We start from the raw sequence: 18,843 nt of genomic DNA, 5'->3' as shown, positions 1-18,843 counted from the left end.
CGCGGGTGACCCGTTGCCAAGCCGAAGTCGCGCCGGAAGGATGTTGGCCACGCGGAAGGGGCGAGCGATGCGAGCGGTGGCGGTGACGGCACTCGGCGGTCCCGGTGTGCTGCGGGTGGTCGAGCGGCCCGACCCGGTCGCCGGCCCCGGCGAGGTCCTCGTCCGGATACGCGCGGCGGCGGTGCACCCCGCCGACCTGGCCGCCCGGACCGGGCAGATTCCCGGCGGACCGGTCGAGCCGCCGTTCCTGCCCGGCTGGGACTTCGCCGGTGAGGTGCTGGCGGTCGGCGACGGGGTTCCCGGACACCGGCCCGGCAGTCGGGTCGCCGGCATGGTGCCGTGGTACCTCACCCGCGGCGCCGTCGGGGCGTACGCCGAGTTCGTGGTGGCCCGGCCGGACTGGCTGGTCGGCGTACCGGACGAACTGGACGCGGCGGAGGCGGCGACCGTGCCGCTGAACGCGCTGACCGCCCGGCAGGCGCTGGCGATGATGTCGCTGGCCCCCGGCTCGACGGTGCTGGTCACCGGCGCCAGCGGCGGGGTGGGCGGCTTCGCCGCCCAGTTGGCGGCCCGGGCCGGACACCGGGTCATCGCGGTCGCCAGCTCCGACGACGAGGAGTGGGTACGCGGCCTCGGTGTCGCCGAGGTGCTGCCCCGCTCCACCGACCTGGCCGACCTCGAACCGGTTCCGGCGGTCCTCGACGCGGTGCCGGTCGGGGCGCCGGCCGCGGCCCCGCTCGCCGACGGCGGCATCCTGGTGACCACCCGGCCGGTTCCACCGCTCGACCCGCCGCGGCGGATCCGGCAGCAGACGGTGCTGATCCGGCTCGACCAGCCGATGCTGGCGGAGTTGATGACCGAGGTCGCCAAGGGGCGGCTGCGGACCCGGGTCGCCGCCTCGCTGCCGCTGGCGGAGGCGGCCCACGCGCACCGGCTGGTGGCGGCGGGCCGGCTGCGCGGGAAGATCGTCCTCGTTCCGTAGTCCCGACCAACCCGCTCCAGGCCGGATCCGTAACACCACCACCAGCACCGTCCGGCCATCGAACGCGGTCACCGATCCCGGATGTCACCGGCGTCCCCGCTCAGGGGTCGTAGGAGTTGACACGGTCGGTAGGCAGGGGATGGTGTGGACGGACAGCAGGCAATTCGAGAGGTGTACTCGGCTTCGGCGGCCCGGCTGGTGGCCCAGCTCTTCGCGGTGACCGCCGACTACGCCGAGGCGCAGGACGCCGTGCAGGAGGCGTTCGTCCGGGCGCTGGCCCGGCCGGGCCGGTTCCGCCAGGTCGAGAACCCGGAGGCGTGGCTGCGTACCGTCGCGCTGAACGTGGCCCGGAGCCGGTTCCGGCGCCGGCTGCGGTTGGACCGGCTGATCCGCTCCGGCCGGCTGGGCGGTGCCGACCGGGCCAGTCCCGGACTGTCACCCGACCACGTGGCGCTGGTCGCCGCCCTGCAACGGCTGCCCCGGGCCATCCGGGAGACCGTGGTGCTGCACCACATCGGCGACCTGCCGGTGGCCGAGGTGGCCACGACGCTGGGCTGCTCGGTCGAGGCCGTCAAGACCCGGCTGGTACGCGGCCGGCAGGCCCTCGCCGGGCACCTGGCCGAGCCCTCCGGCTCCGGAAACGCCGCCACCGCCAGCGGCATGACGCACCGTCGCTGAACCGTCCGCATCTCTCTCCCCATCGTTGTCACCAACCGCTTCAAACCGGGAGGTTCTCCATGCCTGAAATCGATTTTCCCGGCCTAGGTGAAGCGGCCCAGGCCGCGTTCAGGCCGCACTTCGCCGAGGTGGAACGCCGGGCGCGGCACCGGCGACGGCGTACCCGGGCCGCCGGGGCCGCCGTGCTGGCCGCCGTGGTCGCCGTCGGTGCCGGGTCCGTCTGGCGCGTCCTGCCCCCCGGCGACGGCGGCGGCGACCGGGTCGGCACCCTCGGCCCGCCGATCCGGCCCGACCGCACGCCCGACCTGGTGCCGACGCCTGGCCCGAGCGCCTCGGCCGTCGGCGGTGTGCCGAATCCGTCGACGGTGACCGGCCGGATGCTCGCCGGCGACCTGCGCCACCTCTACCTGCGGTACCGCGACTGCCAGGGCGACAACTGCGCGATCCGGCTCGCGGCCAGCGTGGACGGCGGCGCGACCTGGGACTCGCACCCGCTGCCGGTGCCGGACAACAGCCTGGTCGGCCTGCGGGTGGTCGGACCACGGGCGCTCGTCGCCGAGGTGCAGACCAGTCCGCGGAACGCCGAGGGAGGGATCGACATCCAGCGGAGCGAGGAGTTCTGGCTGGCCAGCGGCGACGGCGGGGTCAACTGGCGGCGGATCCAGATCACCGAGGTAGCCGCGGTGCCGGAGACGTTCCGGCCGGTGGAGTGGAGGTCCGGCATCGACGGGTTGACCGTGCTCGCGGCGGACCCGGTGACCGGAGACGTCATCCGGCTCGCCCGGAAGGTGCCGCTGCACAGCGCCCGGGTGACCGAGGGCCTACCGGCCGGGACCGGTCTGTGGGCCACCGGCTGGACGGGCAAGCGAGTCGGCTCTGTGCAGCAGCCGGACGGCACCGTCTCGGAGGGAGTGGTCATCTTCAACGGCAGCGCGATAAGCACCAGCCGGGACGGCGGGCGGACCTGGCAGCGGTCGGTCCTCCCCGAGGACGTCGATGCCGGCGGCAACTTCGGGGCGGCTGCCCTGGCCGTCGGCGACCGGGTCGCGTACGCGGTCGGCCAGGTCGACGGCGAGTTGCGGGTGTACCGCAGCGACGACCGGGGGCGGAGCTGGCGGCGTACGGCCGCGCGGGCCGAGGTCGGCGACCGGATGATCGAGGCAGCCCTCCGGCCCGACGGCACGCTGCTGATCCAGGCGGGCATCCTGGCCGGCGAGAACCCGGTGATGTTCGAGGGCCTGGACCGGGGCGAGCGGCTCCGGGAGGTCCCGGTCGGGCCCGGTGCGTCGGCGGTCGCCGTCCCCGGCGGGTACGCCCAGTCCGGCAACCAGGACTCCTCCGTCGGATGGCTCTCCGAAGACGGCGTCCGGTGGTGGTACGTCAACCCGCCCACGATCCGCCGCTGACCGGCCCGTCGTGGCGGCACCGGCGGGACCGGCGCCGCCACGCGGGACGGGTCAGGACTCGCTCGTCACCACCAGCACCTTGCCGACCGCCGAGTTCTGCACGGCCTCGTGCGCCCGGGCCACCTCGGCCAGCGGGTAGTGGTGCAGTGGCAGCCCCGCGTCGGCGCCGACCCGGAGCACCCCGGCGGACGCGGCGGCGGCGACATCGGTCACCGCGTGCGCCTTGGCGACCGTCGGCAGCGTGTAGACGAGGACGAACTGCCAGCGGGCGTTCGGCACCATGAGTGGGCGGACCGGCAGGGTGAGCGCGTCGCCGCCGTCGTCGGCGTACACCGCGACCGCGCCGTTGGCGCCGATCACCTGGCAGTCGACCTCGGCGTTGCGGGCGGCGGCGACCTCGACGATCGCGTCCACCCCGGCCGGCGCGACCTTCCGGACCTCGGCCACCACGTCCTGCTCACGGTAGTTGACCACGTGGGAGGCGCCGGCCGCGACCGCGAGCTGCGCCTTCTCCGGGCTGCTGACCGTGGCGATGATCGTGGCATCCGCCCAGCGGGCGAGCTGGATCGCGGCGTTGCCGACCGCACCCGCCCCACCCTGGACCAGTACGGTGCGCCCGGTCAGCGCGCCGACGTCGAGGCGGTCCGGCATCGTCTCGCCGGCCGTCAGGCAGCGGTGCGCGGTCATGAACGGGATGCCGAGGGCGGCGCCGAGGTCGAACGAGGCGGAGCCGAGCCGCACCACCTGACGCACCGGCACCACCGTGTACTCCGCGGCGGTGCCCCAGGGCCGCTGCCAGGCCGCCTCCCAGATCCACACCCGCTCGCCGAGCAGCTTGGCGTCGACACCGGTGCCGACCGACTCGATGATCCCGGCACCGTCCTGGTTGGGGATCTGCCAGCCGTGCGAAGGCGGTCCGCCGGAGCCGTCGCCCCGGCGGAACTTCCAGTCGGTGGGGTTCACCCCGGAGACGGCGACCCGGACCAGCACCTCGCCCGGACCAGGCTCCGGCACCGGCCGGTCCACCACCTCGAGCACGGACGGATCGCCGGTGCGCTGGTAGACGGCCGCTCTCATCGTCGACTCCTCCGGTGCTGCCACGTCCGACCACCTCTCCTCTCGATCCACCGAACGGTCCTGCCGACCCCGGCCCCGATGCGCCGACCGGCGCGCCGGGTGGCCCGGTCCGGCTCCCCGGTGCGGGCTACGGCCGATCACCATCTTGCTGCCCGAACGGGTGGATCGCCGGGTTTCCCCGCCCCGGGACTGGTGGGTGGCGTCACATTCGGCACACGGCATGAACGCCTGCTCAGGGTTCGTTCAGGTTTGTGGGATAGGACTGTCGGGCAAGGGTCCGTCGGGCCGACCGGAGACGTGGAGACGCCGATGAGAACCTCAGCCCAGCCTTCGGTGGCGGCTGCGGTCCCGGCGTCGGCCGGACCGGTGAGCGCCGGACCGGTGAGCGCCGGACCGGTGAGCGCCGGACCGGTGAGCGCCGACACACCCGACGCGGCCGGTGGCCCGTCGGGTGGTCGGGACCGCTGGCTCGACCTGTGGCGGGCGGCGGCGCTGGTCCGGGTGGTGACGTACCACGTACTCGGCTGGATCTGGCTCACCGTGCTGTTCCCGGCGATGGGGCTGATGTTCGCCCTCGCCGGCTCGCTGATGGCCGGCTCGTTGGACCGTAGCGGCGGGAAGGCGGTCGGCCGCCGGCTGCGCCGGTTGCTTCCCCCGCTCTGGGGGTTCGGGGCGGTGGCGGTCACCCTGCTGCTGGTCACCGGCTGGCGTACCGCACCGGGGGCGGCGCTCGGCTGGGGCGAACTGGTCTGGTGGATCTTCCCGGCCCGTACCCCGCCGGTCGGGGACCAGCCCTGGGCCTGGGCCTGGAACGTCGTGCTCTGGTACATCGTCACCTATCTGTGGCTGGTGCTGCTCTCGCCGGTCCTGCTCGCCGCGTTCCACCGCTGGCCCTGGTACAGCCTGGCGGCGGCGGTAGCGCTGCCGATCGCCTTCCGGTTCGGCGTGGTCAACGTCGGCGGGTACTTCAACGAGCAGGCGCTGAACGTCAGCACGTACCTGGCCTGCTGGATGCTCGGATTCGCGCACCACGACGGGTTGCTGCGCCGCATCCCGGCCCGGCGGTACGCGCTCGGCGTCGGGCTGCTGGCGGTCACCGGCGCGGGCTGGGTGCTCGCGGTCGGCTGGTCGACGGGCAACTACGACCTGAACCGGATCGCCGGCGGCAACACGCTGTGGTCGATGGCGTTCGTCGCGGCGGTGCTCCGGTTCCGGCCCCGACTCGACTGGCTGGCCCGGTTCCGCCTGCTGGACCGCCTGGTGGCGCTGCTCAACGCCCGGGCGGTCACCATCTATCTCTGGCACCTGCCGTTGGCGGTGGTGGCCGGAGCGCTGATCGCCCCGCTGGCCCTCTCCGGTTGGGTGCAGACCGTAACCGTCCGGCTGGCCGCCGTCTGGCTGCTGGTGGCCGTGGCGGTGGCGCTCTTCGGCTGGATCGAGGACCTGGCCGCCCGCCGCCGCCCGGCGCTGCTGCCGACCGGAGTCGGCCGGTCCCGGCGTCGGCCCGCCGCTGCCGCGCCGTCCGGCCGGGGCGCCGCTGCCGGCGTACCCGCTGCCGTGGCCGGGACGGCCCAGGCCGGGCCTGCGCCGTCCGCCGCGACCTCGACGGTGCCGTCCGCCGCGACCTCGACGGTGCCGTCCGTCGCGACCTCGACGGTGCCGTCCGTCGCGATCCGGACGGCGCCGGCCGGGGCGGCGCGGCGCTGGCACCGGGCGATGGCCGCGACCGTCGCGGTGCTCGCCGTCGGCCTGGGCGTGATGGCGCTCAACCTGTGGCCCGGTGTGACGACCCGCAGCCAGGCCCAGCCGGCCCCGCCCGAGGTCACCTACCATCTCTCCGACCTGCCGATGCTCGTGGACGGCAGTTCCGAGCGGCCGTCGCCGTCACCGGTCCCGGCTACCGGGTCGTCCCCGGGCTCCGTCACCGTGCAGGGCCAGGTCTATCCGCGCGCGGTGCTGACCGCCGCGCCGAGCCGGGTCCGGGTGCAGCCGCCGGCCGGCTGCGAGCGGCTCCAGGCCGTGATCGACGTCGGCGCCGACGACGTCGAGGTCGCCTTCGCGGTACGCGCGGACGACGTGACCGTCTTCGAGTCGGGCGTACGCAGCCGGGCGGACACCGCCGAGCAGATCGACGTGGTGATCGCCCAGGCGAGCGTCGTGGACCTGGTGACCAGCAGTTCCTCGGGCGGCGCGGTCGGCGTCTGGGCCGACCCCCGGTTCGTCTGCGCGTCGTAGCGGACGGCGACCCGCCCGCGCCCGTCGGCGGCCGGTCGTCGTGCGGCTGCGGTCCGGTGGTGTGCGGGAGTCGACCGGCGGTCAGCGGGAGCGGAGTACGACGTCCTTGCTCAGGTCGCCCCAGCCGGTCTCCCTGGCCCGGGCCACGGTGTCGCGCAACTGCGACTCGTCCACCGGCTGCTCCCGGCCGGCCTGTTGCAGGGCGACCGTGAAGGTGGCACAGAGATATTTCAGCAGATCGTCGTCGGCGTGCAGCACCTCGCAGATGCCGGCGACCCGGCGCCGGTGGAAGAGCCCGGTCATCCCCTCCAGGGCGGCCTGCTCGTGCCCCTCGACGTCGATCTTGAACAGCAGCGAGTCGTCGGCGCCGAGCCGGATCCGCTCGTCCAACCGGAAGCACTCCACCTCGACGCCCCGGTCGTTCTGCACCCGCAGCGAGGCGACGCCGGTGTGCTCGTGCAGGTAGAGCCGGGCGGTGCCGGCCCGGTCGCTGGCGGCACCGGCGTGCAGCACCGTACCCGGGTAGTCGCCGGTGGCCGCCGCGACGGTCTTGCGCAGCCACGGCAGTACGGCCGGATTCGGCTCGACGAGGTGCAGTTCGCGCAGCCCGTAGTAGCAGGTCGAGAAGGCCACCTCGCCGTAGTTCGCGCCGACGTCGACCGCCACCGTGGGCCGGACCTCGGCGACCAGGCGCCGCCAGGCGGCCACCGCCTTCCGGTCGAGGTTGCCCTTGTAGACGGCGAGTTCGGTGCCTCTGATGTCGGTGTGGTCGGCGTGCAGCACCACGCCGATCTCGTTGCGGAACGCCCCTGCCCGGGTACGCAGGGCGATCCGGTGGGCCGCCCGGCGTACGTGCTGGGCGCCGGACTGGTGGAAGGCACGGCGCAGCGTCGATCGAAAAGATGACATACCTTGACCGTTCTCGCGGATCGGGTCGGGCTGTTCCTCGGGCATGTTAAGCAGACAATCACCTAGAGCAACAGAGCAGATACTCTGCGAAGTGAGACATGGAATCTTCTCACGTTGTCCCTGCTGGTGACCGGTACGCCGAACAGTCCCGGCGGATCCGGGCGTACCCCGGCACAAACCCTGTTGTCCGGCACCGTTCCGCCGGCCCGGTGACCCGCCCCCGGCGTGCCCCGTCCGGACGCGCGCACGGCAGGGGTTGGCGGCCCCTACCGCCGAAGGGTCGGAAAGCCGACACGGTCCCGGCCCGGTTCGGGCGCGGCGGACATGGCTGCGGCGCGGTGCGGGCGCGGCTCGGACATGGCTCCGGCGCGACGACCGGGAGCGGCTCGGAAAGCTGGCCGGGGTAGTCCGCCGAGGAGGCTTCAGAGCTGGGCGCACGAATGGGACAGCAGTCCGGCCTGAGTTCGGGGCGCGGGGACGGGTTCGCCGACGGCGTGCAGAGGTCCGGCTGCCCGGAGAGGGCGCCACTGCTTGCGGAAGCCGCGGGAACTCGAGGCGACACCGGGCCGCCCGGCGGTCGCGGTCGGCGGTCGCGCCGGTGGGCCGCCGGGTCAGCCGGATGTCGGGTCGGTCAGCTCGGCGAGGACGCCGTGCAGCCGTAGGGCGGTCTCCTGATCGAACTCGGGGCGGCCCAGGTCGACAGGCGTCTTCCGGCGGAAGGCCGAGAGCGGCCGGGCCGGCGGGTCGGTCAGCAGGTCGAGCAGGCCGGGGGTGACCTGCTCCACCCGGGCGGCGAAGAGCCGGGCTGCCACCCGGACCAGCGTCCGGGCCGGTTGCGGGAACGGATCGGCCAGTCCGGTGTCCACGAATAGGGGGTTGTAGAGCACGTACCGGATCCCGCTCTCGCCGTGCCGGGCCGCGAAGGCGACCCCGAGCAGGTCGTTGGCCCGGGCGCCCTGCATGGTGGCCCGCAGGCCGCTGTACCGTCGCCGCAGTTGCAGATCGTCCCAGTGGATCCGACCGGCCCGGATGCCGCCGGTGCCGCATAGGTTGAGGATCACCGGCCGTTGGGCCAGGGCCAGCGGCTCCCGCAGCAGTTCCGGCAGCAGGAACCTGCCGAGGGTGTAGAGCGCGAAGGTCCGTTCGAAGCCCTCCGCCGTCTCCACCCGCTTGGTCCGGAAGTGGCCGGCGCCCAGGACGAGGGCGTCGAGCACCTCGTACCGGGCGCGCAGGCGCTCGGCGAGTGCGGCCGTCCCGGCCATGGAAGCGAGATCGGTACGGTGGAAGTCGAGCCGGTCGGCGTGGCCGTCCCGGACCGCCTCGGCCCGCAGCGCCGCGCCGCGGGCAGCGGTGCTGCCGATCACCACCACCCGGTCGCCGCCGGCCAGCAGCCGCCGGGCGAGCCCGGCCCCGATTCCCCGGGTACCACCTGTGATCACCACTGTCCTCATCGATGGTCCTTTCCGTCCCCGTCGCGGATAACCTGATCCTCGCCTCGGCTGGCGTAGGCGGGAAAGAGGACACATCAATGTTCCCTGAGGAGCGGTCGGTGGCGGTGGCGGCCGGCATCCGGGTGCCGGTGACCGAGGCGGACCGCACGGCCTGCCCGGCGCAGGACGTGCTGCACCGCGTCGGCGAGAAGTGGAGCGTGCTGGTGCTGTCGCTGCTCAGCCAGCGCAGCTACGGCTTCAACGAACTCGACCGGGCCGTCGTGGGACTGAGCCGTCGGATGCTGACCCGTACCCTGCACGGGCTGGTCCGGGACGGGCTGGTCAGCCGGACCGCGCCGGTGGCGGTCGCCGGCCGGGTCGAGTACGCCCTCACCGGGCTGGGGCGCTCGCTGCTGCCGCTGGTGGTCGCGCTCGGCGAGTGGGCGATGGCCAACCAGCCCGCCATCGACCGGGCCCGGGCCCGGCACGACGACGACCGGGCGGGCCCGGGTACCGCCGGGGCGGCCGGAAGCCGCCGGGGAAGGTAACCCGGCCGGGCAGTCTGGCCCGGGCGGGTGGTTCAGCAGGTGGAGTGGAAGAGGCCGCCCACCGGCTCCCTGGCGGCCATCCTGTTGTACAGCTCGACAGCCTCCTCGGTCCGGGCCACGTGCACCTCGACCGCCCGATCCTGGAGGAACCGCAGCGTCGCCGGGTCGACCCTGAGCCGCCCGTCGAAACCCTCGGAGAGCACCACCCGGGTGGCTCCGTTGGCGAGCAGTTCCTCGACGTCGGCGGGCTGGATCCCGGGCTCGTGCCGGGTGCCGGTCTCGGTCCAGTCCCAGGGCCGGCCGCCACCGGGATAGAGCTTGAAGTCCTTGCCCTCGCCGAGCCCCTCGACCGTCATCCGGCCCCAGGAGATCTCCTGGATCCGCGGCGACCGGGCCGGCGGCACCCTCTCCTCGGTGAGGTCCGTGACGTGGGACAGCACCACCGTGGCGAGCTGTTCGGCGTCCGGGTCGAGCGGGTACGACCCGTGCGGGACCGCCACCACCCGCATCCCGGCGGCGGCGGCCGAGCGTACCCCGTTGCTGGAGTCCTCGACCGCGACGCAGCGGCCCGGCGGCACGTCGAGGCGACGCGCGACGGTCAGGTAGGCGTCCGGGGCCGGCTTGCCCCGGGGCACCTCCTCGGTGGAGAGGGTCACCCGGAACTGGTCGGTGAGCCCCATCGCGTCCAGCGCCACGTCGATCAGCCGGCGCGGGGACGAGCTGGCCAGCCCGAGCGGCCAGTGTCGGGCGAGCCGGCGGACCACGTCCGGCGCACCGTCGATGACCGGCAGGTGGCTCCGGTATTCCTCTGCCATCGCGTCGACGACGTCGGTGGCGATCTTCTCCGGGCCGCCGGGTACGCCGAGTTCGCCGAGGTAGCCGGTCCACTCGGCGGTGTTCATCCCCATCAGCCGGCGCTGGGTGTCGGGCTGCCACCGGCCGCCGGAGGCGTCGACGTAGCGCCGCCGGACCCGTTCCCAGACCGGTTCCGAATCCACGAGTACGCCGTCCAGGTCGAAGACCACCGCATCCACCACGGCTCCATCCTGCCGCAGCCGGTCGCCGCCGCCCGTGCCGCCCCGACCTTCGGCGGGTGGCGACGGTGCGCCGGGACCTGTGCGACGGTCGGCAACCACTCACCCGCGCCGATGTCCGGGCCACCACCGGGAGTCGCCTACGGCCGCTCGGAGAAACTGGTGGAGACCCGTCGCAGGATCGGGCGTGTCGTCCGGTCCGCGAGTAGCAGGGCCGTCGCACCGACCGCCAGGAGGCCCGCGAAGATGCCGAGGCTGTAGGGGTTCAGCAGGCTGGCTGCTCCGAGGGACGATCCGGCGGCGAGTCCCGCGACCGCGGCTGTCCCGCCGAGTACGGCGGTCGGCAGCACCACCTCGCGACGTTGCGCCGCGAGCAGGACCGGTTGGGGAGTACCGGCCAGGTTGAGGGCGATCAGGGTCTCCCGTTGGTCGAAGATCCGCGCGATCGCACCGACGACCATGGAGGTGAGTGCGACGAGTGCGGCGATCGGCAGCACGAGGAGGCCGATCACGGTCCCGTCCCGTACCAGCCACACGGTCGGCAGGTCCTCGGCCATCCTCATCTCCGGCCCCCAGAGGCCGGCCTCGATCATGGCGGTGCGGGCCAGGTCCCGCTCCGTGGACTCCGGCCCGACGAGGGCGAGTGCGCCCCACCGGTCGTCGAGCCAGGACGGCGGTGCCGTCGCCTCGACCCTCGCCCGGACGGCCGCGGTCCGCAGCACCGCCTCGGTTCCCTGAACGGTGGCATCGAGGGAGTCGGCAGGTACGACGATCTCGAGGCGGTCCTTTCCGGCCGCGTACTGGCCGGCGTTGCCGAGCCCGACCGGGAGGCCGGCGGCGGCGAAGCCGGCCACGAAGGAGGCCAGCGCCATACCCGCGACCGTCCGCCATGCGCTCTGCGGGCTGTCCGAGAGGCGCCGTCCGGCAAGGAGGGTCGCCGGCCGCTGCGCTCGTCCGGCGAGCAGCCTGCCGAGCGCGGCGACGATCCAGGGGCCGGTCGAGACCAGACCCCAGCCGAGGACCACCACCGCGGTGAACCCCACGCTCACGAAGGTGTTGCTGCTCCGGATCCAGAAGAGTGCCACCGCGGCCCCGATGAAGACAACGCTCCACCAGCGGGTCCGTGCCGGACGAGGGCGGGCCGCGCGGTAGGTGGCCAACGGGTCGCGCACCGCCGGTAGGAGACCGACCAGCGCACCGAGGGTCAGCACGACAACCACCGCGACGACGGTGGCGACGGTGAGCGGAACTCCCGGGGTGACGTCCGGCGGAAACCAGCCGCCGCCCTTGATCGGCACCCGGGCGGCCGTCGGCCCGAAGATCCGATGGAGCAGGGCGCCGCAGACGGCTCCGGCACCGGTGAACGTGGCCAGTTCGAAGACGGTCAGTCGGGCCACCTGCGAGGTGGTGGCGCCGAGCAGCCGAAGGGTGGCCAACCGCCGGTGCCGACGTCCCGCCATCAGGCGGGAGGCGAGACCGCCGAGGCCGCTGAGCGGAAGGGCGGTCAGCACGACGGCGAGCAGAGCCAGGTCCCGGTACGTGGTCTGGTAGAGGTCCGGCGTGGTCGACCAGCCGTCGATCCTGGTCGGAGTCATCGACGCGGCACGGTTCCACTGATGGGGTGCCCGGTCGTCCGTCATCGAGGGATCGTCCGGGTGCCGGCCGACCACCGCGACGAGTTCGTCGGGACCCTCGAGGACGGCTGGACCGAGTTCGGCGGTGACCGGGCCAGGGAACCTGTCGGCGAGCTGGTCCGCCGGCCGCTCCGCCATCAACTCGGCGAGCGCGGGCGAGGCCCACACCTCGCCGGGGGCGGGAAACCTGCCCATGCCCGGCACGGCAGGCGGCTCCCGGGTCAGCGCCGCGAGTTCGACGACCGCCAGCGGCTGCTCTCCGACGTAGTCGGTGAATCCGCCCTGGACGGCAGTTGGCTGGCTGGTCGCCGAGTCAGGGGTGCGCCATGCCGTCCGGTCCGCCCGATTGTCCAGCCCCTGCTGGAGCCCCAGCAGGATCAGCAGGACGAACGTGATGACGCCGCCGGCCACGACGGGCAGGCCGACCTCCAGGCGGGCGGACCGCCCGCTGCCACGCAACAGCCGCAGCCACAGCCCGTCCATCACCCCGCACTCCTCGAAGGGGAGGACGTCCGACCGTCGACCACCCGAACGATCCGGTCACAGCGGCCGGCGACCCGTTCGTCGTGGGTGACCAGGAGCAACGCCGCCTGTCTGGCCCGCAGCGTCGAGAGCAGCAGTGACATGACGTGGTCACCGGTCTCGGTGTCGAGCGCGCCGGTCGGCTCGTCGGCGAAGACCACCGCCGGTTCGAGGATCAGGGCCCGGGCTATCGCCACCCGCTGGGCCTGGCCGCCCGAAAGCTCGCCGGGTCGTCGTCGCTCGAGACCGTCGAGGCCCAGGGCCGGGAACATCCGCCGGGCCCGCGAAACCGCCTCCCGGCGGCGGGTACCCGCGAGCATCAGCGGAAGCGCGACGTTCTCGTCGGCGGACAACTCCGGAAGCAGGCCGGGAAACTGGAAGACGAATCCGAAGTCGGACCGGCGCAGCTCGGCCCGTCGGGAGTCCGGGAGTTCGTTGACCCGGATCCCGTCGAAGAACACGTCTCCGCTGTCGGGCCTCAGAACGCCCGACAGACAGTAGAGGAGCGTCGACTTCCCCGATCCGCTCGGTCCCATGACGGCAACCGACTCCCCGTGCTGGACCGTCAGTGAGGTCTGGTGCAGGACGGCGTTGTCGCCGTACTTCTTCGTGAGTTCCGCTCCGGACAGCACCGGCCGAGGGTGCGGTGCGCGGCAGTGGGTGTGCGACACCGGTCTCATTCCTGGCCCGCCTGGATGCGGGTGTTCTGGAATGCCGCGATCAACCATCCGTCGGCACCCTTCGTCGCCACGAAGGTCTGCACCGACTCGTCACCGGTGGGGACGATCTTCCCCTCGGTATGGAAGATCGCCACTGCGGGCGACAGGAACCGGAGGTCGACGATGCGTGCTTCCACCCGGGTGTTCCGCAGTACCGTCTCGAAGGCCGGCTGGAGTAGGCCGACGATTCCTTCCCGGCCGACGACGTGGGTGCCGCGGAAGTCGACGAGATCGGCATCCGGGGCGTGGAACGAGGCGTACGCTGCCGCGTCGCCGCGCGCCCACGCGTCGTTGATCTGGTCGAGGAGACGCCGGACGGCGGCCTCGTCGGTGGCTGTGGGGGCATCCTGGGTGGGCGTGCCAGGGGGCGTGGACGCCGTCAACCCCGGCTTCCCGTCGCTCGTGCCCGGCCCGCAGCCGGTGAGCGCGACAACGCCGGCCAGCAGGACCGCAGCGAACGAACCGAGTGCGGCACGTCTGATCTGCATGGGTGCACCTTCCGCTGATGGGTCGGGATCTCGGGTGCCGAGACCACGTGTCTGCGGAAGCAAGTCAAGCATTAGCTGCTTGAAGCAACTAGTGCTACAAGCAGGAATCGGGGCCAACTCGGGGTGATCCCTGAGTCAGCCCCGGTGGTGGTCGGTCAGCTGCTGGTCCGGCGGCGTCGGCTGCCGTGCGCCCGCCCGTCGGTGCGCAGTCTCGCGGTCTCGGCCTTGCTGTCCTCGCGTCCCTGCCGGAGGAACTCGAGCAGGAACTCCAGTTCGGCCTCGGAGTACCGGTCGATGTTCCGCTGCCAACGGGCTCCGATCGGCGCGTAGAACTCCGCGATGTCAGCGACCCGCTCCGGGACAAGTTGCAGTAGAACCCGCCGTCGATCAACCGGGTCCGGTTGTCGCCGCACGTAACCGCCGCGTTCCAGCCTGTCCACCAGGCGCGTCACCGCCCCGGTGGTCATGCCCAGCAACTCCGCCAGCCGGCTCGCCCCCGCCGGCCCGGTCTCCAGCAGCGCGCCCAGCGCGTGCAGGTCGGTGACCGGCATGTCGAGCTGGTGGGCGATCGCAACCTGGAGCCGCACCGCGGCAGAGATGTACCACGGCATCTCCTCCACCAGGGCTCCGATCAGCTCCTCGCGGCTACTCATCGTCCGCCACCCTTCCTGGCCGTGCGCCGGCTGCCTACCCAGACCGTAACGACCGGGCCCGGGAACCGCGTTCGGGGAGACGCCGGGCGTACGTGGTCGCAGCGGACGCCTGCGGCGGCGACATCCCGGGCGAACCGGGCCAGCGGCGCCGGAGCAGGTTGTGGATCAGTCGAGCTGTTCTCGCCGCCAGAGTCGGGTATCGGACCGATGTTCCTGACTGGTCACTCAGATTCGAGATGATGTCCATGCATTGACGTCGATCATCATCTGTGGAGGACGGGCCATGGGACGGTGGATGGCGACACGGACCCTGCTGGTGGCGACGCTGGGCGTGACCGGAGTGCTTCCGCCCGCTCCGGTGGTCGCCGCCGCGCCGTCGGACGCCGGGGCGGCGGTGCGGGCCGTCGTCCCGGAGACCTGCCCGGACGGCGGGGCCGACTGCGTGGCCGACACGATCGCCCGGCTGCGGGAGCGGTTCGGCACCCTCGGGCGGTCCTGCGACCACCACGCCAGCTTCACGCTGGCCTACCTGCGCACCACCGAGGGCTTCAGGTGGGGGCGGGACCAGGACGGGTACTTCGCCGACAACACCTGGGTCAACCGGGAGGGTGCGCTCTTCGCCGAGTACTACTACCGGGCGTACGACGACTGGGCCGCCGGGCGGCGCTCCGCCGTACCCGGTGCCTGGCTGGCCGCCCTGGACGCGGCCCGGTCCCGCCGGCTCAGCGGTGCCGGTGACCTGCTGCTCGGGATGAACGCACACATCAACCGGGACCTGCCGTACGTGCTGGAACGGGTCGGGCTGACCGCACCCGACGGCAGCAGCCGGAAACCCGACCACGACAAGGTCAACGAGATCCTGGCCGCCGTGATGGACCCGCTGCTCGCCGAACTGATCGCCCGGCTCGACCGGGCCGGCTTCGACACCGGCATCCCGACCAGCGCCGCCCTCGGCCTGCTGGTCGGCTGGCGGGAACAGGCATGGCGCAACGCCGTACGGCTGGCCAACGCCCGTACGCCGTTCGCCCGCAGCCTTGTCGAACTCGACATCGAGGCCGGTGCGGTGGCGACCGCGACCGGCATCGCCACGCTTACCAGCTACGTCCCGCCGTTCACCGGCCCCGCCCCCCGGGCGGCATACTGCGCCGCGCACAACGCCGACGCACCGCCGGTGGCATACCCGTTCGGCATCCCGCCCGCCTACTGACCCCGGCTGCTCCGGGCCGCCCGGAACGGATACCCGGACGGCTCAGGCCGACTTGCGCGGTGCCTTCTTCGGGGCGGCCTTCTTCGTGCCGGCCTTCTTCGCCGTACCCGACTTCGCGGCGCCCGACCTGGCGGCGCCTCCGCCGCCCTCGGCCGCCTTCTTCGCCCCGGTGGACTTCTCCGCGGCCTTCTTGGCCGCGGCCTTCTTCGGGGCGGTCTTCTTCGCGGCCGCCTTCTTCGCGGCGGCGGCCTTGGCGGACTTCGCCGACGAGATCGGGGTCGGCTGGCCGGCACCGGCACCGGCCGGCTCCTCGCCCCGGGCCGCCCGGGCCCGGTCCACCGAGGCGCGCAGCGCGGCCATCAGGTCCACCGCCGCCGCCGGAGCCTCCTCGACCTCCTCCGGCTGCACCACCTCCCGGCCCTCGACCTTGGCGTCGATCACCTCCTGGAGGGCGGTCCGGTAGTCGTCGGTGAAGACGTCCGGCTCGAACTCGCCGGCCATCGAGTCGATGAGCGAACTCGCCATCGCCAGCTCGGGCGGGCGGACCTTGATGTCCTCGTCCAGGAAGCCGAAGTCGGGCCGGCGGATCTCGTCCGGCCAGAGCATCGTGTTGAGCAGCAGTACGCCCTCCCGGACCCGCAGCGTGGCGAGCTGCTCCCGCTGCCGCAGCGCCACCTTGACGATCGCCACCCGCTCCGAGTCGGTGAGCGCGTCCCGGAGCAGCACGTACGGCTTGGCCGCCGCACCGTCCGGCTCCAGGAAGTACGCCTTGTTGTAGAGGATCGGGTCCACCTGCTCGGCCGGGACGAACTCGAGTACGTCGATCGCGTGCGAGGTGCTCAGCGGCAGCTCCGCGAAGTCGGAGTCGGTGAGGATGACCATCTCGCCGCCGCCGATGTCGTACCCCTTGGCGATGTCGTCGTAGCTGACCTCCTCGCCGTCGATCGAGCAGACCCGCTTGTAGCGGATCCGGCCACCGTCGGTGCGGTGCACCTGGTGGAACCGGATGTCCTTCTCCTCGGTCGCCGAGTAGACCCGTACGCCGATCGAGACCAGCCCGAACGAGACCGCCCCGCGCCAGATAGCCCGCATGATGTCGACCTTCCCCTCTCCGGGCGGTTATTCACCCCGTCGAGTGAAAGTGCCCCCGAGCAGCCGGTACTCCGCGTTGCCGCCGGTGCGGACGACCGGTTCGATCCAGGATCGCACCGGATCGAACCGGGCGCGAGTGTTTCGGTGCGGACCTAGAGTGGGGACCGTGCCCGGCACCCCGGTCAAGCCGATGCTCGCGGTCACCGGGGAGCTGCCCGCAGGCCCCGGCTGGGTGCATGAGTTCAAGTGGGACGGGGTCCGGGCGATCTCCGACTTCGCCGGCGGTGAGCTGCGGCTCTACGCCCGCTCCGGGGTGCAGATCACCGCCGCCTATCCGGAACTCGCCGGACTGCGCGACCAGCTCACCGGGCTCGGGCTCGCCGGTGCGGTGCTGGACGGCGAGGTGGTGGTGCTGACCGAGTCGGGGCAGCCGTCGTTCACCGCGCTCGCCGAGCGGATGCACGTCCGGGAGCCGGGCCGGGCCGCCCGGCTGGCGGCGAGCCTGCCGGTGACGTACATGATCTTCGACCTGCTGGGCCGGGACGGGACGGATCTGACCGGCTGGCCGTACTCCCGGCGCCGGGCGGCACTTGAGGAACTCGGGCTGGGCGGGCCGCGCTGGGCGGTGCCGCCGGTCTTTCCGGACGGCCCGGCGACCTACCAGGCGGCCGGCGAGCACGGGCTGGAGGGCGTGGTCTCGAAACGGGTCGACGGGGTGTACCGGGCCGGGGCGCGCTCGCCGGACTGGGTGAAGGTGAAACTGGAGGTCACCGACGACTTCGTGGTCGGCGGCTGGCGGCCCGGCGTACGCCGGATCGGTGGGCTGCTGGTCGGGGTGCCGGCGCCCGACGGCGGGCTGGTCTACCGGGGCCGGGTCGGTGGCGGGATCGGCGCGGCGATCGAGCGGGAACTGCTGACGGTGCTGGAGCCACTGCGCAGCGGCGCCTCGCCGTTCGTGACGCCGGTGCCCCGGGAGGATGCCCGGGGCGCGATCTGGGTAACCCCGAACATCGTGGTGGAGGTGAAGTACGGCCAGCGCACCCCGGACGGGCGACTGCGGTTCCCCCGGATCCGCCGGCTGCGCGCCGACAAGACCGTGGCGGACGTACTGGACGTCCCGGACGTGGCGGACGCCGATGGCACGTGAACAGCGGGCACGTGAGCAGCGGGTCCGGGTCGAGGTCGAGGGCCGGGCCCTCGAACTGTCCAACCTGGACAAGGTGCTCTATCCCGCCTCCGGGTTCACCAAGGGCGAGGTGATCGACTACTACACCCGGGTCTCCGAGGCGCTGCTGCCGCACCTGCGGGACCGGCCGCTGACCCGGATCCGCTACCCGAACGGCGTCGACGGTGCCTCCTTCTTCGAGAAGAACGCCCCGGCCGGTACCCCGGACTGGGTACGCCTGGAACGGCTGCCCGCACCCGGCTCCACGAAAGGCCGGGAGATGCTCGACTACGTGGTCTGTGACGACCTGCCGACCCTGGTCTGGCTGGCCAACCTCGCCGCGCTGGAGCTGCACACCCCGCAGTGGCGGGTCGGCGCCGACCCCGACCTGATGGTGATGGACCTGGACCCGGGCGCACCGGCCGGGCTCGCCGAGTGCTGCGGCGTCGCGCTGCTGATCCGGGACCGGCTGGCCGCCGACGGCGTCGACAGCCATCCGAAGACCTCCGGGCGCAAGGGCATGCAACTGCTCTGCCCGATCTCCGGCCGGCAGTCCGCCGACACCGTCTCGGCGTACGCCCGGCGGGTCGCCGACGAACTGGCCCGGGAGGCGCCGAAGTCGATCACCGCCCAGATGGCGAAGCGGCTCCGCCCCGGCAAGGTCTTCATCGACTGGAGCCAGAACAACGCGGCGAAGACCACCGTGGCGCCGTACTCGCTGCGGGCCCAGCCGGTGCCGTCGGTCTCCACCCCGCTGACCTGGGCCGAGGTCGAGGCCGCCGCCGGGGGTGAGCCGGGCGCCGTCCGCCAGTTCCCCGCCGCCGAGGCACTGGCCCGGATCGAGGAGTACGGCGACCTGCTGATCGGGCTCTTCGACGGCGGCCCGGAACTGCCGTAGCCCGCTGACAGAGATGATGTTCATGAGCACCTCCCGCCGGGGTCTGACCCACCCTCTGACTGACTTCGGGTCCTCAACGGGATTTGTCGACTCCGGTCGGGAGGTGCTCGTGCACTCACCGGACGTGGCGTTGTGACTTCATAGGAGCCTGGCCAGAGGCCCCATC

The 18,843-nt window shown here is 72.9% G+C and carries 17 protein-coding genes and 1 pseudogene; 8 read left to right on the top strand and 10 right to left on the bottom strand.

What is annotated here, in order from left to right; translation table 11 throughout:
• Positions 1-67 precede the first annotated feature (67 nt).
• The 3 genes from ACN28A_RS11045 (at position 68) to ACN28A_RS11035 (ending at position 3,066) form a co-directional block, all read left to right on the top strand.
• Positions 68-982: an NADP-dependent oxidoreductase gene (locus ACN28A_RS11045; RefSeq protein ID WP_421394735.1), complete on the top strand. Its 915-nt coding sequence runs from the start codon at positions 68-70 to the stop codon at positions 980-982.
• A 144-nt stretch (positions 983-1,126) separates the two neighbouring features.
• The gene (locus tag ACN28A_RS11040) at positions 1,127-1,660 is read left to right on the top strand and encodes an RNA polymerase sigma factor (RefSeq protein WP_421394732.1); all 534 of its coding nucleotides are present in this window, start codon (positions 1,127-1,129) and stop codon (positions 1,658-1,660) included.
• A gap of 59 nt (positions 1,661-1,719) precedes the next feature.
• Positions 1,720-3,066, top strand: coding sequence for a hypothetical protein (locus tag ACN28A_RS11035; RefSeq protein WP_421394730.1), 1,347 nt, complete (start codon positions 1,720-1,722; stop codon positions 3,064-3,066).
• Positions 3,067-3,117: 51 nt separating this feature from the next.
• Here ACN28A_RS11035 and ACN28A_RS11030 read toward each other — a convergent pair whose 3' ends face one another.
• Positions 3,118-4,143 (bottom strand): NADPH:quinone reductase, encoded by a 1,026-nt coding sequence (locus tag ACN28A_RS11030; protein WP_421394727.1) that lies wholly within the window; start codon positions 4,141-4,143, stop codon positions 3,118-3,120.
• A 309-nt stretch (positions 4,144-4,452) separates the two neighbouring features.
• Here ACN28A_RS11030 and ACN28A_RS11025 point away from each other — a divergent pair, with 309 nt between their 5' ends.
• A complete protein-coding gene (locus ACN28A_RS11025; RefSeq protein WP_421394724.1) occupies positions 4,453-6,378 on the top strand; it encodes an acyltransferase family protein in 1,926 nt (641 codons plus the stop codon).
• Between the two features lie 81 nt (positions 6,379-6,459).
• On the opposite strand, the gene ACN28A_RS11020 is transcribed toward ACN28A_RS11025, so the two are convergent.
• A complete protein-coding gene (locus ACN28A_RS11020; RefSeq protein ID WP_421394721.1) occupies positions 6,460-7,287 on the bottom strand; it encodes an FkbM family methyltransferase in 828 nt (275 codons plus the stop codon).
• 611 nt (positions 7,288-7,898) lie between these two features.
• On the bottom strand, positions 7,899-8,738 hold the full coding sequence (locus ACN28A_RS11015; RefSeq protein ID WP_421394719.1) for an SDR family NAD(P)-dependent oxidoreductase: 840 nt from the start codon (positions 8,736-8,738) through the stop codon (positions 7,899-7,901).
• 77 nt (positions 8,739-8,815) lie between these two features.
• Between ACN28A_RS11015 and ACN28A_RS11010 the strand changes: the two genes are divergently transcribed.
• Positions 8,816-9,265, top strand: coding sequence for a winged helix-turn-helix transcriptional regulator (locus tag ACN28A_RS11010; RefSeq protein ID WP_421394716.1), 450 nt, complete (start codon positions 8,816-8,818; stop codon positions 9,263-9,265).
• A gap of 32 nt (positions 9,266-9,297) precedes the next feature.
• On the opposite strand, the gene ACN28A_RS11005 is transcribed toward ACN28A_RS11010, so the two are convergent.
• The 6 genes and pseudogenes from ACN28A_RS11005 to ACN28A_RS10980 all read right to left on the bottom strand — a co-directional run bounded on the left by ACN28A_RS11005 (position 9,298) and on the right by ACN28A_RS10980 (position 14,315).
• Entirely contained in the window at positions 9,298-9,669 is a 372-nt protein-coding gene (locus ACN28A_RS11005) for an Mth938-like domain-containing protein (RefSeq protein ID WP_421404290.1), read from the bottom strand.
• Positions 9,646-10,302: pseudogene (locus tag ACN28A_RS11000) on the bottom strand (HAD family hydrolase); the annotation flags it as partial. The gene ACN28A_RS11005 and the pseudogene ACN28A_RS11000, both read right to left, overlap by 24 nt.
• Positions 10,303-10,439: 137 nt before the next feature.
• Positions 10,440-12,416 carry an FtsX-like permease family protein gene (locus ACN28A_RS10995; RefSeq protein WP_421404288.1) on the bottom strand — a complete coding sequence of 659 codons (1,977 nt, stop codon included), beginning with the start codon at positions 12,414-12,416 and terminating at the stop codon, positions 10,440-10,442.
• Positions 12,416-13,135: an ABC transporter ATP-binding protein gene (locus tag ACN28A_RS10990; protein ID WP_421394713.1), complete on the bottom strand. Its 720-nt coding sequence runs from the start codon at positions 13,133-13,135 to the stop codon at positions 12,416-12,418. The genes ACN28A_RS10995 and ACN28A_RS10990 overlap by 1 nt, the downstream gene beginning before the upstream one ends.
• A complete protein-coding gene (locus ACN28A_RS10985) occupies positions 13,132-13,662 on the bottom strand; it encodes an SgcJ/EcaC family oxidoreductase (RefSeq protein ID WP_421394711.1) in 531 nt (176 codons plus the stop codon). The genes ACN28A_RS10990 and ACN28A_RS10985 overlap by 4 nt, the downstream gene beginning before the upstream one ends.
• A gap of 155 nt (positions 13,663-13,817) precedes the next feature.
• Entirely contained in the window at positions 13,818-14,315 is a 498-nt protein-coding gene (locus ACN28A_RS10980; protein ID WP_421394709.1) for a MarR family winged helix-turn-helix transcriptional regulator, read from the bottom strand.
• A 295-nt stretch (positions 14,316-14,610) separates the two neighbouring features.
• Here ACN28A_RS10980 and ACN28A_RS10975 point away from each other — a divergent pair, with 295 nt between their 5' ends.
• Positions 14,611-15,522: a DUF5995 family protein gene (locus tag ACN28A_RS10975; RefSeq protein ID WP_421394707.1), complete on the top strand. Its 912-nt coding sequence runs from the start codon at positions 14,611-14,613 to the stop codon at positions 15,520-15,522.
• 42 nt (positions 15,523-15,564) lie between these two features.
• Here ACN28A_RS10975 and ACN28A_RS10970 read toward each other — a convergent pair whose 3' ends face one another.
• Positions 15,565-16,614 carry a Ku protein gene (locus tag ACN28A_RS10970; RefSeq protein WP_421394705.1) on the bottom strand — a complete coding sequence of 350 codons (1,050 nt, stop codon included), beginning with the start codon at positions 16,612-16,614 and terminating at the stop codon, positions 15,565-15,567.
• 166 nt (positions 16,615-16,780) lie between these two features.
• Between ACN28A_RS10970 and ligD (ACN28A_RS10965) the strand changes: the two genes are divergently transcribed.
• Positions 16,781-17,761, top strand: a complete 981-nt coding sequence (gene ligD, locus ACN28A_RS10965; protein WP_421394703.1) for a non-homologous end-joining DNA ligase — start codon at positions 16,781-16,783, stop codon at positions 17,759-17,761.
• Entirely contained in the window at positions 17,751-18,677 is a 927-nt protein-coding gene (gene ligD, locus ACN28A_RS10960) for a non-homologous end-joining DNA ligase (RefSeq protein ID WP_421394701.1), read from the top strand. Before ligD (ACN28A_RS10965) ends, ligD (ACN28A_RS10960) begins: the two co-directional genes overlap by 11 nt.
• Positions 18,678-18,843 lie beyond the last annotated feature (166 nt).

The organism is Plantactinospora sp. WMMB782, assembly GCF_049179135.1.
Classification (GTDB): Bacteria; Actinomycetota; Actinomycetes; order Mycobacteriales; family Micromonosporaceae; genus Plantactinospora.
This window is presented reverse-complemented; position numbering and strand designations above follow the sequence as displayed.